Raw genomic sequence first — 15,322 nt, forward strand, 5'->3', positions numbered from 1 at the left:
TAATCAGGCGTTAGCCGCACGGGGACCGTCGGCTCCCATTTCGGCGCATGGTTAGCCGATCGCTAACGATGAATGCCAGGAAGTCATAACGGCATGATGGGTCTATCATTCCGCCGTACGGCCGGGTCGATGGCGCGGGGAAAAGAGGGTGAAAAGGCGATCAGCCGGCCTGTTGGAAACTCAGCAGCTGCCATTCGCCCTGACCGACGAGGCAGGTTCTGCCGGAAAAGTTGGCGATGCCCTGATAGGAATGGCGGCTGGTGCGGAACTGGCGGCAAACTACGCCGGATGCATTGCTTTCGACGATCGCGTCGATGACGCCGGCGCTGCCAGTGGAAGCGTTCGCCCAGGGGATGGATTGGCCGTTGAGCTTGTGGAGATCCGCCGAGGTGACGGCATTGCGCACCGTGGTTTCGTCGGAGATGCTGTCCGTGGTTACAGGCGCCGTCGGCACTGTGCCCGTCGATACGCTGCGATCCACCTTGGCCGAGCTTAGGTAGTCCATGCCGCCGCCGACGCAGCCGCCAAGGGTGAAAAGGGAGACAAGGACGACAGCCATCGTCACGCCTTTTGCAAGCTTGCGCTTTGTATGAACGGTCGACTTTGCTATGACTTCCACCCGAGCGTTTTTTGGCCAGCCAGAGGGGCCGGCGGTTATTAGGAATTGCGGAGTATTTGAACTAATATGTCGGAAAACGAGTTAACAACCGGTGACTTCACAGAGCAGAACGAACCTTTCGCTCTTTTCGCGTCTTGGCTGCGCGAAGCAGAGACCACGGAGCTGAACGATCCGAACGCGGTCGCCTTGGCAACGGTGGATAAGGATGGATTGCCAAATGTCCGCATGGTTCTTCTGAAGGGTTTTGATAGCGACGGATTCGTCTTCTATACGAACTTCGAAAGCCAGAAAGGTCAAGAAATTCTTTACCACAAGAAAGCGGCCATGTGTTTCCACTGGAAATCACTGCGCCGCCAGGTGCGCCTGCGCGGTGTGGTTGAAGTGGTGAGCGACCAGGAAGCGGATGAGTATTTCAAGACCAGGGCGCGCGGCAGCCGCATCGGCGCCTGGGCGTCGAAGCAATCCCGCCCGCTCGAAGGCCGCTTTGCGTTGGAAAAGGCGGTTGCCGAATATACCGCCCGCTATGCCATCGGCGACATTCCGCGCCCGTCCCACTGGTCCGGTTTCCGCATCCGGCCGCTGTCGATCGAGTTCTGGCACGATCGCCAGTTCCGTCTGCACGATCGCATCGAGTTTCGCCGTGAAGTGCCGGAAGGCGCTTGGCAGAAGGTGCGGATGTATCCTTGAGCCCTATGCCGTTTCCCGGCGCCCCATCAATCGCATAGGGATGCCGGAGGCAAGCGCCGATGCGTAGCGGGGCTTCTGGTAATGGCCGTTCAGCGAGAGCCGCGGCAGGAGCATGGGCGTAGTGCCATTCGTCGGCATGATCGTACCGGGGCGCGTCGTGACGCCGACGGAAAAGCCGAGTTCCGCCACGAGCCTGCCTTCGCGCGGCGATACGGCCTCAAGCGTGCCGTAGGGATAGGCGATCGAGATCGGCCGCTGTCCGGTGATATCGGCGATATAATCGGCCGAAAGCGCCATTTCCGCCGCTGCCTCCGCTTCGGGCAGCCTCGCCAGCCCACGATGGCTCACCGTATGCGCGCCGAGCGATGCGAGGGGATGGTGAGAGAGTTGCCTTAGTTCGCCCCGATCCATGATCGATGCGTTGACAATGTCGAGCGGTTCCAAGTCGTGGCGCCGCGCAAGCTCGTCGATCCGGCGGACGGCTTCGCTTTCGTCGTTGCCGTGAACCAAGGCGGCAAAGCGCGCAAATGCTATGTGCTTCTGGCTCTCCTTGCCAAGCGGCAGGAATTCCTCGCCGGCTCCGAAATCGAATATCAGCCGATCCAGCCGGCCGAGCAGCTCTGCGAGCGTTTCCCACCATATGCTGTGGGTCCGCTCCGAGAGCCCCTGGGCGACGAAGACGGTAAAGGGCGCATCGTGACGGGCGAAGACCGGCAGGGCGTGATCGAGGTTGTTCCGATTGCCGTCGTCGAGCGTGAAGGCGACGAAGGGCGGTTTGCCCACGGCATTCGCCAGCCGTGATGGAACAGCGTCAAGCGCGATGAATTCATAGCCATCCTTTTTCAACCGCGCGATCGCGCGGTCGAGAAAATCGGGCGAAACCTCGAGATGCGCATTGGGCGCAAAGCGGCGGGAAAGGGCAGGGCGGACATGGTGAAGGGCGAAGATGGCGCCGAGGCCCGCGACATCGCGCATCAGGCCGGCACCCTTCAGAATAGCGGCAGCCTCCAGCCCGCTGGAAATCATCGTGCGCTTGAGGCGGACCTTGATGCCCTGTTCCATGCGGATTAACCCGGTTGACCAACGTCAACGCTGTAGCGCATCCCCGTTAAACCTTACTGAATCTTTGCCATAATTTCCAATGCGTTAATGGTTATTTTACCAGGAACGGCAAAATTGAAGAACTATCGAGGCTGTTGCCTCAATATCGCACCGATATCAGGTTTTTTGTCGCAAAATCATACAGGGATTGATGCGGTGTGTGGGCATTCTTTCGGTTGGGGACAATTATGAAAAGACTTCTGATGGCTCTCTCTGCGGCCGTCTTGCTGTTGAGCGCTCCTGCGGCGAGCTTTGCGGGCAGCGCCTATTTCATCATGGATGCGAAGACCGGCAAGGTACTGGCATCGAGCAATGCCGATGACCTCAACCATCCGGCATCGCTGACCAAAATGATGACCTTGTACATGGCCTTCGAGGCGATCCATCGCGGCAAGCTGAGCTGGAACACAAGGATCCCTGTATCGCGCGCCGCCGCCGCCAAGCCGCCGACCAAGCTCGGTCTGAAGCCCGGCAGCACGGTGACTGTCCGCGAAGCGGTCGACGGCATGATCATCAAGTCCGCCAATGACGCTGCAGCCGCCATGGCGGAAGCGCTCGGCGGCAGCGAAAGCGGCTTTGCCCGGCTGATGACGCAGAAGGCGCGGGAAATCGGCATGCGCCGCACCGTTTTCGTCAATGCTTCCGGTCTTCCGAGCATGCAGCAGGTGACGACGGCACGCGATATGTCGACGCTGGCCGTCGCGCTCATCAATAATTATCCCCAGGAATACCGGCTCTTCTCGCAGACGAGCTTCAACTATCGTGGTCGCAGCGTACGTGGTCACAACAATCTGATGTACCGCTACGAAGGCATGGACGGGATCAAGACCGGCTATACCAATGCCTCCGGCTTCAATCTCGTCAGCGCCGTACGCCAGGGCAATCGCCGGGTGATCGGTGTCGTCATGGGCGGCGCCACAGCGCGCGGTCGCGACGCATTGATGGCATCGCTGCTGGATCGCAATATCCCGAAGGCAACCTCCGTTTCGTCATCGCGGCTGGTTGCAAGTATCGGCGGCGGCAAGGTTCCGCAGCAGGTCGAAGTGGCCTCCGCTTCCGACGATGTTGGGGTCGATGTCGATACCCAGACCACGGCCACGACGACGCCGGCACGCAAGCGCGTCGAGGTCGTGCCGATGGCATTCGCCGCGGCCTCGAACGTCACCGTGCCGATGGATCGCCCGGCTGCGATGGATGAGATCCTCGTTGCCAACAAGCCGGCGGCGGCGACCGGCAGCTGGCAGGTGCAGATTGCCGCAACGCCGACCGCCCAGGCCGCCAAGGATCTGCTCTCCGAAGCCAAGTCCCGGGCCGGCAATGCGCTCGCCAATGCGTCACCCTATACCGAAGCTGTCGGCAAGGGCGGCAACACGGTCTATCGCGCCCGCTTCGTCGGTTTCGCAAGCCGTGACGATGCGAATTCCGCCTGCTCCGCTCTGAAGCGCAAGGATTTCGATTGCATGCTGCTGCCGAGCAAGGGCTGAGCAGAGTCCCAATTGGATAAAAGCGAGCCGGCGGGGCAAACCTCCGCCGGCTCGACTTTTTTGCAGGAATCGTTCATCTATGTTGAGAACATAAGAGGAACGACATCGATGCTGTCAGATCTGATGAAGCAATTCGAAGCGGCTTCGGCAACCTATGCCGCCGATAACGACCTGGAACGCGACGACGATTGGTTCGTCCTGAAGCTTCAGGAGGAAATGGGCGAATTGATCCAGATCTGGAACAAGGTTACAGGCCGCGGACGCCGCAAGGGCATGAGCGAATCAGAGTTGGCAACGGCTTTGGCGGATGAAACGGCTGATGTGTTCGGCCATATCCTTCTCTTCGCACACCGCAACGGCCTTGATCTCAATGCCGCTGTCGAGCGGAAGTGGCGCTTCCGCCCGCACGAATAGGGAAGGCGGATTTAGGCCTTGGTGCCGCCGACCGTGATCTGATCCATCCGCAGATGCGGCTGACCGACGCCGACGGGCACCCATTGGCCCGCCTTGCCGCAATTGCCGATGCCGGTATCGAGCTTCGTGTCGTTGCCGATCATCGAAACGCGCTTCATGGCATCCGGTCCGTTGCCGATCAGCATGGCGCCCTTGATCGGCGCGCCGATCTTGCCGTCCTCGATGAGATAGGCCTCGGTGCAGCCGAAGACGAATTTGCCCGACGTGATGTCCACCTGGCCGCCGCCGAAGGAGACGGCATAGATGCCCTTCTTCACCGAGGCGATGATCTCGTCCGGCGTCTTGTCGCCGCCGAGCATGTAGGTATTGGTCATACGCGGCATCGGCGTATGGGCGTAGCCCTGGCGGCGGCCGTTGCCGGTCGCCTTCATGCCCATCAGCCGCGCATTCTGCCGGTCTTGCATGTAGCCGACGAGCTTACCGTTCTCAATCAGCACGTTATAGGCCGAAGGCGTGCCTTCGTCGTCTACCGTGATCGAGCCGCGGCGGTTCTCGATCGTGCCGTCGTCGACGACCGTGACGCCGGGTGCGGCGACCACCTGGCCCAGCAGTCCTGCGAAAGCCGATGTCTTCTTGCGGTTGAAATCGCCCTCCAGCCCGTGCCCGACGGCTTCGTGCAGCATGACGCCCGGCCAGCCGGAGCCGAGCACGACATCCATCGTACCTGCCGGGGCTTCGATCGCCTCGAGATTGACCAGCGCCTGGCGCAGGGCCTCGTCGGCGCCGTGGTGCCAATTGTCCTGCGTTACGAAATCGCCGAAGCCGATGCGGCCGCCGGTGCCGAAAGAGCCGGATTCCTGGCGGTCGCCGTCACCGACGATGACAGAGATGTTGATGCGCGTCATCGGGCGGATATCGCGCACGCGATGCCCGTCGGCGCGAAGGATGTCGACCACCTGCCAGCTCGCGGCGATCGATGCCGTCACCTGGCGCACCTTGTCGTCCTTGTCGCGCAGATAGCTGTCGATCCTCTGCAGGAGCTTTGCCTTTTCCTCGAAGCTCGGCGTGCCGATCGGGTTTTCGTCGCCATAAAGCACCTTGTTGGTGCGCTGCGGAGCTGCCGCGTAGGAGCCGGCATAGCCGGAAGTGACGGCGCGCACGGCATCGGCGGCGCGTTTCAGGGCGGCTTCCGAAAGATCCCCGGCATGGGCATAGCCCACGGCCTCGCCGGCAACGGCGCGAAGGCCGAAGCCCTGTTCCGTGTTGAAGCTACCGCCCTTCATCCGACCATTGTCGAACGTCAGCGATTCCGCCTGGACATGTTCGATGAAGAGTTCGCCGTCATCGGCGCCCGACAGCGCTTCGGCGACGATGCCGCGCAGCTTGGCTTCGTCAGCATCGAAAAGAGTAAGGAGATCGGTATTCATGGGTCATGTGCTCCGTTCAGAGCCGATGTAGGCTTCGCATGGCGCAAGAGCAAGCCCATCCCATCAGGGAAGGGCGTCGTAACCGTCCGCGAAGCCCTTCAAGTCCACAGGAATACCAATACCTTCCTCCGGCGACTGGAAGACGATGAAGGTTGCGGTGGCGCCGCTGCGCAGCGTCTTCAACAACTCGTCCTCGAGCACGACCTCGGCATAGCAGCCATCGGAGAAGCAGCGCACGAAATAGGCGCGTCCGATATCCTTGCCGTCGATATTGAGGCCCAGACCGTTCGGCAGCAGCACGCCGAGCGGCGCAAGCACGCGCAGGATCTTCGATTTGCGGTCGGCCGTCTTCAGCACGACGACGGAAAGGCCGATTTCCGGACGATCCTCGGCGATCACGTTCTGCATCAGCGCGCATTGCTCGGCCGAGGCGCCGGCCGGCTTGTCGCAGACGACGGACCATGCGCCGTGGCTGGAACGCACGGTGCCCGGCGGCTGCGGAACCTGGCTCGTGGGAACCTGCTGCGTATGCGGCTGCGGCTTGCCCTGCTGTTCGGGCTGCAACTGCTGGGTCTGCTGCGCCGGCGGCTGGGTCTGTTGTGCCTGCTGCGCCCATACGGGTGCCGCGGCTGCAGCAGCGACGCTGCTGGTAACAAGCAAAAGCCGGGCGAGGGAACGAAAACCCATGGAAACCTCTAGATTCGAATCAGTGCCGCTATTGTTGAAGCCCAGGCCGGCAAATGAAAAGCCCCGGCTGCTGGATTCCAACCGACTACGGCGGAAATACGACCTCTACTCCATTTTGTCCCGGTGGCGCCATGGACCATCATGCAATTTTTCGTATGATGATGAAATGCTTGCCATGTCTGGCTGGTATCGGGGGAGATATTCGCGCAAAAATGCCGCACTAACAAATCTCTTGAGTTGTTGCGGAGCACCCCAAACTGTGGTTTGAAGCGCAATGGATTGTAGGGATACTGCGTTTGAGGAAGATCTGGGATCAAACGCTGGAGGGAGAGACATCGTGATTAAAAGAGCTTACGCGGCTCTGACGGCTATGATCTGTCTGCTTTTTGCGACAGGCAGTTATGCCGATCAGCCGAGACCCTGGGAAACCGGTATGCAGCAGGCGGCGACCGGCAACATGCATCAAATCCGCTGGTTTGAGGCATACACGCTTTGGTTTATCATTCCGATCACGCTGCTGGTTCTCGTCCTCCTGGTGGTGGTCATGGTGAAGTTCCGGGCTTCCAGGAACCCGGTTCCGTCCAGGACGAGCCACAACACCTTGATCGAAGTCATCTGGACCATCGGCCCGGTCCTCGTTCTTCTCTTTCTGGCCATTCCCTCCTTCAATCTTCTCACCGATCAGCTGACATTCCCGGAGCAGACCGATGTAACCGTCAAGGCGACGGCGACGCAGTGGCAGTGGAATTACGAGTATGAGAACAGCGGCGCCACGCCGGTCGCTTTCGATTCCTTCATGCTGAAGGACCAGGATCGCACCGCCGCCGGCAAGGACGACAAGTCGAAATATCCGCGGCTTCTCGCCGTCGACAACGAAATGGTTGTGCCGGTCGGCAAGAACGTCCGCGTCCTCGTCACGGCCGCGCCGGCCGACGTCATTCATTCCTTCGCAATGCCTTCCTTCGGCGTCAGGATCGACGCCATTCCCGGCCGCCTAAACGAAACATGGTTCAAGGCCGACCGTGAAGGCCTGTTTTATGGTCAGTGTTCCGAGCTTTGCGGCAAGGATCACTCTTTCATGCCGATCGCCATCCGCGTCGTCTCCGACGATCAGTACAAGCAGTGGCTGGCCTCAGCCGCGACTGATCTGAACAAGGCGAACAAGGCTCTGATGGCCGCCGTCGACGAACCGACGACCGTCAAGGTCGCCGAAAACACGGCCAAGTAAGAGGGATAGGAACAATGGCTGGATCCAAGGCACACGACGATCACTCGCACGATCTTCAAGACGCGCACGCGCACGACGATCATCACGCGCACACGCCGACCTTCGCCGAGCGTTGGCTGTATTCGACGAATCACAAGGACATCGGCACGCTTTACCTGATCTTCGCGATTTTCGCGGGCGTGATCGGCTTCCTCCTGTCCGTGGCCATCCGCATGGAATTGCAGGAGCCCGGCATTCAGATCTTCAGCGGTCTGGCGTCGATGGTCTATGGTTTTTCGGGCGATGCCGCCATTGATGGCGGCAAGCAGATGTACAATGTCTTCGTCACCGCCCATGCGCTGATCATGATCTTCTTCATGGTCATGCCGGCGATGATCGGCGGTTTCGCCAACTGGATGGTGCCGATCATGATCGGCGCGCCTGACATGGCCTTCCCGCGCCTCAACAATATCTCGTTCTGGCTTCTCGTCCCGGCCTTCTTGTTGCTCATCCTCTCGATGTTCGTCGAAGGTCCGGCAGGCGCCTATGGCGCGGGCGGCGGCTGGACGATGTATGCACCCCTGTCCGGCACGGTCGGCCATCCCGGCCCGGCGATCGATCTGGTCATCTTCGCGCTGCATATCGCGGGTGCCTCCTCGATCCTCGGCGCGATCAACTTCATCACGACGATCCTCAACATGCGCGCGCCGGGTATGACGCTGCACAAGATGCCGCTGTTTGCCTGGTCGGTGCTGATCACCGCCTTCCTGCTGCTGCTGTCGCTGCCGGTTCTGGCCGGCGCCATCACCATGCTGCTGACTGACCGCAATTTCGGCACGACCTTCTTCTCGCCGGAAGGCGGCGGCGACCCGCTGCTCTACCAGCACCTGTTCTGGTTCTTCGGTCATCCGGAAGTCTACATCCTGATCCTGCCCGGCTTCGGCATGATCAGCCACATCATCTCGACCTTCTCGCGCAAGCCGATCTTCGGCTATCTCGGAATGGCCTACGCCATGGTTGCGATCGGCGCCGTCGGCTTCGTCGTCTGGGCTCACCACATGTATGTGACCGGCCTTTCGCTCGACACGCAGCGTTACTTCGTGTTCGCCACGATGGTTATTGCTGTCCCGACGGGCGTGAAGATCTTCTCCTGGATCGCGACGATGTGGGGCGGTTCGATCGAGTTCCGCACGCCGATGATCTGGGCGCTCGGCTTCATCTTCCTGTTCACGCTTGGCGGCGTGACCGGCGTTCAGCTCGCCAATGCCGGTCTCGACCGTGAATTGCATGCGACCTACTTCGTTGTGGCACACTTCCACTACGTTCTGTCGCTCGGCGCCGTCTTCGCCATCTTTGCCGCCTGGTACTACTGGTTCCCGAAGATGACCGGCTACATGTACAATGAGCGGATCGGCAACTGGCACTTCTGGATCACCTTCATCGGTGTGAACATGGTGTTCTTCCCGCAGCACTTCCTGGGTCGTGCGGGCATGCCACGCCGCTACATCGACTATCCGGATGCCTATGCCGGCTGGAATTTCGTCTCCTCCATCGGCTCCTATGTCGCAGCCGTCGGCCTTTGCTTCTTCTTCTGGGGCGTTATAGATGCATTCTCGAAGAAGCGCGTTGCAGGCGATAATCCCTGGGGCGAGGGCGCAACCACGCTCGAGTGGCAGCTTTCGTCGCCGCCGCCGCATCACCAGTGGGAAGAGCTGCCGCGCATCAAGTAGCCTGTTTCCGGACGCCGTGATAAACGGCGTCCGGCTCAACTGACAATTGGAAGAAAGAATGACGCTCATCGACAATCACGAAGCGCTCGCAAAGCAAGGCGATACCGGCCTGTCGGAAGCGAGTGCGCGCGATTATTTCGAGCTTTTGAAGCCGCGCGTCATGTCGTTGGTCGTCTTCACCGCTTTCACCGGTCTGGTGCTGGCTCCCGGCCACATCAATCCGGTCCTCGGCTTCATCGCCATTCTCTGCATCGCCGTCGGTGCCGGCGCCTCCGGCGCTTTGAACATGTGGTATGATGCCGATATCGACGCCGTGATGAGCCGAACTGCGCGCCGGCCGATACCTGCGGGTCGCATCAAGCCATCGGAAGCGCTGGCCTACGGGCTCGTGCTGTCGGGCTTCTCGGTTGTGATCCTCGGCCTTGCCATCAATTGGCTTTCTGCGGGCATCCTCGCCTTCACCATTTTCTTCTATGCCGTCGTCTATACGATGTGGCTGAAGCGTTCGACGCCGCAGAACATCGTCATCGGCGGCGCGGCCGGCGCCTTTCCGCCCGTCATCGGGTGGGCTTGCGTGAGCGGCAGCGTGACGATCGAGAGCATCGTGCTTTTCCTCATCATCTTCCTGTGGACGCCGGCGCATTTCTGGGCGCTGGCGCTGTTCAAGATGGGCGACTACGAGGCCGTCGGCGTGCCGATGCTGCCGAATGTCGCTGGTATTCCGACGACCAAGAATCAGATCGTCGTTTATGCCGTTCTGACGGCCATTGTCGGCGTCGTCCCGGCCTTCATGGGCTTTGCGAGCCTGGGCTATGGCGTCGTCGCCGCGCTGCTGGGTGCGGTCTTCGTACACTGTTCCATCGCCGTCTGGCGCATGGCCGACGGCGACGTGAAGATGGTGCCGGCAAAGAAGCTTTTCGGCTTTTCCATCTTCTATCTCTTCGCGATCTTTTCCGCGTTGCTGATCGACCGTCTCGTTGCCGTGCCGATATCGGGCGGCGTCGGAGGCTGGCTATGATCGAACTGGTTAAGCTCACGGAAGCGCAGAGGAAATCGCGGCGCGGGCGCAATATAGCGCTCGGCCTGGTGCTTGCTGGCCTGGTGGTGCTGTTCTACGCGATTACCATCATCAAGGTCGGCTCCGGACACGTTTGAGGAGGCGTGATGGTGGGGGAGGTCACAAAGAGCACGAGAAGCAGCGGCCGTAGCAACGGGATGATCGTTGCCATGTGCCTGAGCTTCGTCGTCGGCATGAGCGCCATGTGCGCCGCTGCCGTACCGCTCTATCGCATGTTCTGCCAGGTGACGGGTTATAACGGCACGACGCAGCGCGTCGAGCAGGTATCCAACCTCATTCTCGACAAGCAGATCCAGGTTTCCTTCGACGCCAATGTCGCACCCGGTCTGCCCTGGGATTTCAAGCCGCTGCAGAAATCGGTAAGTCCGAAGATCGGCGAGACGGTCGAGGTCAAGTTCGAAATCGAGAACAAGTCGGACAAGATGGAGCGCGGCCAGGCGATCTTCAACGTCTCGCCGCTGGAAGCCGGGGTCTATTTTAACAAGGTCCAGTGCTTCTGCTTCAATGAGACGGATCTCGCGCCCGGGGAAAAGCGCGAGATGTCGGTGGTTTTCTATGTCGATCCCGAGATCACCAAGGCCGTGGAAACCAAGACGATCAACGCGCTGACACTGTCCTACACCTACTACCCGCGGGAGGGCGCTAAGCCCGTGGCATCCAATGACGGCGCTGCGAAGCCGGTGGAAAAGAAACTTTGATGGAGAGTGCTTTCGGTTTGACCGGAAGCAATATGGGAAAAGTTATTCGGGGATTGCTGATATGGCCGAAGTGCATCAGAGAAAACACGATTATCACATCATCGAGCCCAGCGCCTGGCCGATTACCGCGGCCATCGGGGCCTTCGTGATCACCTTCGGCGGTGTCTGCTTCATGCGCTATCTCAATGGCGGCGCGGTGCATCTGTTCGGGATCAATTGGGCGCAGCCCTGGCTGTTCTTCATCGGCCTCGCCGTGATCCTCTACGTCATGTACGGCTGGTGGGCCGATACGATCAAGGAGGCGCATGCGGGCGCGCATACCCGCGTTGTGTCGCTGCATCTGCGCTACGGCATGATCATGTTCATTGCCTCCGAGGTGATGTTCTTCGTCGCCTGGTTCTGGGCCTATTTCGACGTCAGTCTGTTCCCGAACGAGGCGATCCAGGCCTCGCGAACGGCGTTCCTCGGCGGCCAGTTCCCGCCGAAGGGCGTCGAGGTTCTCGATCCCTGGCACCTGCCGATCTACAACACCATCATCCTGCTGCTGTCGGGTACCACGGTCACCTGGGCGCATCATGCGCTGCTGCATGGCGACCGCAAGGGGCTGATCCAGGGCCTGACGCTGACGGTCCTGCTCGGCGCTTTGTTCTCCTGCGTGCAGGCCTACGAATATGCGCATGCACCCTTCGCGTTCAAGAACTCGATCTATGGCGCGACCTTCTTCATGGCGACCGGCTTCCACGGCTTCCACGTTCTGATCGGTACGATCTTCCTGCTGGTCTGCCTGGTCCGCGCCATCAGGGGCGATTTCACGCCGAAGCAGCATTTCGGCTTCGAAGCGGCCGCCTGGTACTGGCACTTCGTCGACGTCGTCTGGCTGTTCCTGTTTTTCTGCATCTATATCTGGGGCAGCTGGGGCGCGCCGGTCGCGGCCGGCTGATCGGCTTCGATCTTTCGATAGTAAAAGGCGGGCGGCTAACGTCCGCCTTTTGTTTTTGTGTCCTCAATCCCTTGAAGCAATCTTCTCGAATGCCGTCGGATGAGGCAGGCCTTTAGCGAGCAATCGTCGGATTTGCTCAGCACAGGCCTCGGGGCTGCTCACGGACGTGTCGATTTCCAGATCGTAGATCCCGGGCCGATGCACTTGCTCCTGCCAGGCAACGACCGGCGCGGGGGCGGGCACGCCAGCCTCAACCCTCACATAAGTTCCTTGTCTTTCCGGTCCTTCCGCCAGCCGCCGCTGCATCACGACATCGAGCGGGCAACGCACGCCGACGAACAAAGCGGGCAGCCCCGCCAGTCGCCGGGCGCAATCGGCAAGGATGCCAAGCGGCTGCGAATAAGCGTCGTGATGGCCGAATTCGGCGACGACATTCAGCCCCATGCGGCTGTGTGCGGCGATCGATGCATAGAGTGCGGCATAAAAGCGCTGAACCAGCGGCTCGAGATCCGGCCGCTCGCCGCCGGGGCGCAAGCCGATGCCTGGGCGATAGCGCGGGGGCGTGACATGCCGTACATAGGCGTCGACCCCGAGATTGACCCACACGCCTTCGAATTCAGCCTGAATAAGCTCGACGATGCTGCTTTTTCCGGATCGCGGCGCACCGTTCAGAATGACGATGTGGCCGGGCGGTGTGTCTTCGCTGACTGCCATGAATTCAATCCTTTTGACATGTTTTCCAGACCGATGACGAGGATGTCAGAGCTTTTCGATTGGACGGATGCGTGCATCGCGGTTACTGATGGTGACAGGGGCGAGATCCACATGGTCGCCCGCAATGACAGGCCGACAGAGACAGAACTTTGGACTCAGAGCAAGACAAGACGCCCGACGGGACACCGCATAGCGACAGCGCTCTCTTTGCGCCCGTCGATCCGTTCAAAGTCGGCATCCAGGGATGTTGTCCGCGTTGCGGCCAGGGCAAGCTCTTCGATGGATTATTGTCGCTGAAGCCGCGCTGCGCCGCCTGCGATCTCGACTACGCCTTCGCCGATGCCGGCGATGGCCCGGCCGTCTTCGTCATCCTGATCGTCGGTTTCATTGTCATCGGCTTGGTTCTGTGGACGCAGATCAATTATGCGCCGCCTATCTGGGTCTATATCGTGCTGTTCGCGCCGTTGACCATCATCCTGTCGCTACTCTCCCTGCGCTGGTGCAAGGGCATTCTGATCGCGCTGCAGTACCGTAACAATGCCAGTGAAGGACGCATCACTCGTGACTGAGTCAAGCATGCCGGCCCGTCGCGCCAATCCCGTGTGGCAGATCGGCAAGGCATTGCTCCTGTTCGTTGCGCTCGTCATCCTGATCGGGCTCGGCACCTGGCAGGTCGAGCGGCTGCAGTGGAAGGAAGGCCTGCTGGCCGATATCGCCGCGCGCAAGGACACGCCGGCCGCGCCGCTATCGGCAATCGAGGCGATGGCTGCCTCCGGCGGCGATATCGAATACCGCGTGGTGACCGCCGCCGGCCATTACCTCAACGACAAGGAGCGGCATTTCCTCGCTACCTATGACGGCGATCCCGGCTTTCATGTCTACACGCCATTGCAGCTGGACGATGGACGCTACGTCTTCGTCAATCGAGGCTTCGTGCCCACCGAGGCCAAGGAGCCCGAAAAGCGCGAGCGAGGCGAACTTACGGGCGAACAGACCGTCACTGGCCTTGCCCGCGCCAAACTCACCGGCCGGCCCGACGGCATGCCGGATAATGATCTCGGCAAGAACATCTTCTTCTGGAAGGATCTGGATAGCATGGCGTCCAGCGTCGGCTTGCCGAAGGACCAGGTGCTGCCTTTCTTCATCGATGCCGACAAGACGCCCAATCCCCAAGGTCTGCCGGTCGGCGGCGTCACCCTCATCGATCTGCCGAACAATCATCTGCAATATGCGGTGACATGGTATGGGCTGGCGGTCGCGCTGGCTGCCATTGTCGCGATATCCTGGTGGCGCAAGCGCCATCCGGATGCACCCTCACAATAGAGGCCCTGCAGTAGAGATATGCAATAGAATAGCTTCAATTCGATGGAATATTCGGCTAGAGCATGATCCCAAAAAGTGCGCAGTGGTTTTTGGACAAGATCGTGCGGACTAAATGGAGCAGGCGGCAGAGCGCACCTATCTTTGGCTGAGCCATCGCTTGCGGATTTCGGAAGAGACATGAACATAGCCGTTTCCAAACCTGACCTGACCATCCGGCTTTGCGGGCCGCGCGGCTTCTGTGCCGGTGTCGACCGCGCCATCCAGATCGTCGTTCTGGCGCTGAAGGCCTATGGCGCGCCTGTTTATGTCCGCCACGAGATCGTGCACAATCGCTATGTCGTCGAAGGGCTGGAGGCCAAGGGCGCCATCTTCGTCGAGGAGCTGGACGAAATCCCGGCCGAACATCGTGCCCAGCCTGTCGTCTTCTCGGCGCATGGCGTGCCGAAATCCGTGCCGGCCGATGCCGATGCGCGCAATCTTTTCTATCTCGATGCCACCTGTCCGCTGGTTTCCAAGGTGCACAAGCAGGCCATGCGGCACAATCGCCTCGGCCGCCACGTCGTCCTGATTGGTCATGCCGGCCACCCGGAAGTGATCGGCACCATGGGCCAGCTGCCGGAGGGCACCGTGTCGCTGATCGAGACGGTGGAGGATGCCGACGTCTACCAGCCGGCCGACCCCGACAATCTCGGCTTCGTCACGCAGACGACGCTTTCGGTCGACGATACCGCCGGTGTCATTGCGCGCCTGCAGGAGCGCTTCCCCAATCTCACCGCACCATCAGCCGATTCGATCTGCTACGCCACGACCAACCGCCAGGAAGTGGTGAAGGAGGCGGCTCCGGGCTGCGATCTCTTCATCGTCGTCGGCGCGCCGAATTCGTCCAATTCCAAGCGCCTCGTCGAAGTCGCGCTCAGGGCAGGGGCGAAGAAATCCGTCCTCGTCCAGCGTGCCTCGGAGATCGACTGGGACAATATCGGCGATATCAAAACGGTTGGTCTGTCCGCTGGTGCATCTGCGCCAGAAGTCATCGTCAACGAGATCATCGAAGCTTTCCGCGCCCGCTACAATGCCGTCGTGGAGCTCGCTGAAACTGTGAAGGAAACCGAGAATTTCCTCGTCAATCGCGAGCTGCGCGGTATCGAGCTGACGACGGCGGACATGGCTTTCGTCAACGGGGATTGAAGAAGGCGTACCTCGTCCTTCGAGGCCT

The 15,322-nt window shown here is 60.5% G+C and carries 17 protein-coding genes; 12 read left to right on the forward strand and 5 right to left on the reverse strand.

Going from position 1 to position 15,322, the window contains the following annotated elements; all coding sequences use genetic code 11:
• Positions 1–160: 160 nt before the first annotated feature.
• Positions 161–619 (reverse strand): RT0821/Lpp0805 family surface protein, encoded by a 459-nt coding sequence (locus HGP12_RS20965; RefSeq protein WP_168840809.1) that lies wholly within the window; start codon positions 617–619, stop codon positions 161–163.
• A 66-nt stretch (positions 620–685) separates the two neighbouring features.
• Between HGP12_RS20965 and pdxH the strand changes: the two genes are divergently transcribed.
• Positions 686–1,306, forward strand: a complete 621-nt coding sequence (gene pdxH, locus HGP12_RS20970) for a pyridoxamine 5'-phosphate oxidase (RefSeq protein WP_168840808.1) — start codon at positions 686–688, stop codon at positions 1,304–1,306.
• Between the two features lie 3 nt (positions 1,307–1,309).
• Here pdxH and HGP12_RS20975 read toward each other — a convergent pair whose 3' ends face one another.
• Positions 1,310–2,368, reverse strand: a complete 1,059-nt coding sequence (locus HGP12_RS20975) for a polysaccharide deacetylase family protein (RefSeq protein ID WP_168840807.1) — start codon at positions 2,366–2,368, stop codon at positions 1,310–1,312.
• 227 nt (positions 2,369–2,595) lie between these two features.
• Between HGP12_RS20975 and HGP12_RS20980 the strand changes: the two genes are divergently transcribed.
• Together HGP12_RS20980 and HGP12_RS20985 are read left to right on the forward strand one after the other, a co-directional pair.
• Positions 2,596–3,891, forward strand: a complete 1,296-nt coding sequence (locus HGP12_RS20980; protein ID WP_168840806.1) for a D-alanyl-D-alanine carboxypeptidase — start codon at positions 2,596–2,598, stop codon at positions 3,889–3,891.
• Positions 3,892–3,999: 108 nt separating this feature from the next.
• Positions 4,000–4,305, forward strand: coding sequence for a pyrophosphatase (locus HGP12_RS20985; protein WP_168840805.1), 306 nt, complete (start codon positions 4,000–4,002; stop codon positions 4,303–4,305).
• Between the two features lie 11 nt (positions 4,306–4,316).
• On the opposite strand, the gene tldD is transcribed toward HGP12_RS20985, so the two are convergent.
• Positions 4,317–5,732: a metalloprotease TldD gene (tldD, locus tag HGP12_RS20990; protein ID WP_168840804.1), complete on the reverse strand. Its 1,416-nt coding sequence runs from the start codon at positions 5,730–5,732 to the stop codon at positions 4,317–4,319.
• Positions 5,733–5,795: 63 nt separating this feature from the next.
• Positions 5,796–6,419, reverse strand: coding sequence for an invasion associated locus B family protein (locus HGP12_RS20995; RefSeq protein ID WP_168840803.1), 624 nt, complete (start codon positions 6,417–6,419; stop codon positions 5,796–5,798).
• Positions 6,420–6,756: 337 nt separating this feature from the next.
• Between HGP12_RS20995 and coxB the strand changes: the two genes are divergently transcribed.
• From coxB to HGP12_RS21025, 6 genes are all read left to right on the forward strand, one after another.
• Positions 6,757–7,647 (forward strand): cytochrome c oxidase subunit II, encoded by an 891-nt coding sequence (gene coxB / locus HGP12_RS21000; protein WP_168840802.1) that lies wholly within the window; start codon positions 6,757–6,759, stop codon positions 7,645–7,647.
• Between the two features lie 14 nt (positions 7,648–7,661).
• Positions 7,662–9,356 (forward strand): cytochrome c oxidase subunit I, encoded by a 1,695-nt coding sequence (ctaD, locus tag HGP12_RS21005; protein ID WP_168840801.1) that lies wholly within the window; start codon positions 7,662–7,664, stop codon positions 9,354–9,356.
• A gap of 58 nt (positions 9,357–9,414) precedes the next feature.
• Positions 9,415–10,374: a heme o synthase gene (locus HGP12_RS21010; RefSeq protein ID WP_168840800.1), complete on the forward strand. Its 960-nt coding sequence runs from the start codon at positions 9,415–9,417 to the stop codon at positions 10,372–10,374.
• Positions 10,371–10,511, forward strand: coding sequence for a hypothetical protein (locus HGP12_RS21015; RefSeq protein ID WP_168840799.1), 141 nt, complete (start codon positions 10,371–10,373; stop codon positions 10,509–10,511). The genes HGP12_RS21010 and HGP12_RS21015 overlap by 4 nt, the downstream gene beginning before the upstream one ends.
• A 9-nt stretch (positions 10,512–10,520) precedes the next feature.
• Complete coding sequence (locus tag HGP12_RS21020) at positions 10,521–11,132, forward strand: cytochrome c oxidase assembly protein (RefSeq protein ID WP_168840798.1); 612 nt, start codon at positions 10,521–10,523, stop codon at positions 11,130–11,132.
• Between the two features lie 61 nt (positions 11,133–11,193).
• Entirely contained in the window at positions 11,194–12,072 is an 879-nt protein-coding gene (locus tag HGP12_RS21025; RefSeq protein WP_168840797.1) for a cytochrome c oxidase subunit 3, read from the forward strand.
• Between the two features lie 63 nt (positions 12,073–12,135).
• On the opposite strand, the gene HGP12_RS21030 is transcribed toward HGP12_RS21025, so the two are convergent.
• Entirely contained in the window at positions 12,136–12,786 is a 651-nt protein-coding gene (locus tag HGP12_RS21030) for a chloramphenicol phosphotransferase CPT family protein (RefSeq protein WP_168840796.1), read from the reverse strand.
• Positions 12,787–12,935: 149 nt separating this feature from the next.
• Here HGP12_RS21030 and HGP12_RS21035 point away from each other — a divergent pair, with 149 nt between their 5' ends.
• The 3 genes from HGP12_RS21035 to ispH all read left to right on the forward strand — a co-directional run bounded on the left by HGP12_RS21035 (position 12,936) and on the right by ispH (position 15,294).
• Complete coding sequence (locus HGP12_RS21035; protein ID WP_168840795.1) at positions 12,936–13,355, forward strand: DUF983 domain-containing protein; 420 nt, start codon at positions 12,936–12,938, stop codon at positions 13,353–13,355.
• The gene (locus HGP12_RS21040) at positions 13,324–14,109 is read left to right on the forward strand and encodes an SURF1 family protein (protein ID WP_168840794.1); all 786 of its coding nucleotides are present in this window, start codon (positions 13,324–13,326) and stop codon (positions 14,107–14,109) included. Before HGP12_RS21035 ends, HGP12_RS21040 begins: the two co-directional genes overlap by 32 nt.
• Before the next feature lie 177 nt (positions 14,110–14,286).
• Positions 14,287–15,294: a 4-hydroxy-3-methylbut-2-enyl diphosphate reductase gene (ispH, locus tag HGP12_RS21045; protein ID WP_168840793.1), complete on the forward strand. Its 1,008-nt coding sequence runs from the start codon at positions 14,287–14,289 to the stop codon at positions 15,292–15,294.
• Positions 15,295–15,322: the final 28 nt, after the last annotated feature.

Origin of the sequence: Rhizobium sp. P28RR-XV (assembly GCF_012641385.1) — a bacterium.
Lineage (GTDB): Bacteria > Pseudomonadota > Alphaproteobacteria > Rhizobiales > Rhizobiaceae > Rhizobium.

What these genes read in the sequence shown, in the direction of transcription:
- ctaD (WP_168840801.1), top strand. Translation starts at nt 7,662, where the DNA reads ATGGCTGGATCCAAGGCACACGACGATCACTCGCACGATCTTCAAGAC.
- HGP12_RS21040 (WP_168840794.1), top strand. Translation starts at nt 13,324, where the DNA reads ATGCCAGTGAAGGACGCATCACTCGTGACTGAGTCAAGCATGCCGGCC.
- pdxH (WP_168840808.1), top strand. Translation starts at nt 686, where the DNA reads ATGTCGGAAAACGAGTTAACAACCGGTGACTTCACAGAGCAGAACGAA.
- HGP12_RS20975 (WP_168840807.1), bottom strand. Translation starts at nt 2,368, where the DNA reads ATGGAACAGGGCATCAAGGTCCGCCTCAAGCGCACGATGATTTCCAGC.
- HGP12_RS20995 (WP_168840803.1), bottom strand. Translation starts at nt 6,419, where the DNA reads ATGGGTTTTCGTTCCCTCGCCCGGCTTTTGCTTGTTACCAGCAGCGTC.
- HGP12_RS21015 (WP_168840799.1), top strand. Translation starts at nt 10,371, where the DNA reads ATGATCGAACTGGTTAAGCTCACGGAAGCGCAGAGGAAATCGCGGCGC.
- HGP12_RS20985 (WP_168840805.1), top strand. Translation starts at nt 4,000, where the DNA reads ATGCTGTCAGATCTGATGAAGCAATTCGAAGCGGCTTCGGCAACCTAT.
- HGP12_RS21020 (WP_168840798.1), top strand. Translation starts at nt 10,521, where the DNA reads ATGGTGGGGGAGGTCACAAAGAGCACGAGAAGCAGCGGCCGTAGCAAC.
- HGP12_RS21030 (WP_168840796.1), bottom strand. Translation starts at nt 12,786, where the DNA reads ATGGCAGTCAGCGAAGACACACCGCCCGGCCACATCGTCATTCTGAAC.
- HGP12_RS21025 (WP_168840797.1), top strand. Translation starts at nt 11,194, where the DNA reads ATGGCCGAAGTGCATCAGAGAAAACACGATTATCACATCATCGAGCCC.
- HGP12_RS21010 (WP_168840800.1), top strand. Translation starts at nt 9,415, where the DNA reads ATGACGCTCATCGACAATCACGAAGCGCTCGCAAAGCAAGGCGATACC.
- HGP12_RS20980 (WP_168840806.1), top strand. Translation starts at nt 2,596, where the DNA reads ATGAAAAGACTTCTGATGGCTCTCTCTGCGGCCGTCTTGCTGTTGAGC.
- tldD (WP_168840804.1), bottom strand. Translation starts at nt 5,732, where the DNA reads ATGAATACCGATCTCCTTACTCTTTTCGATGCTGACGAAGCCAAGCTG.
- ispH (WP_168840793.1), top strand. Translation starts at nt 14,287, where the DNA reads ATGAACATAGCCGTTTCCAAACCTGACCTGACCATCCGGCTTTGCGGG.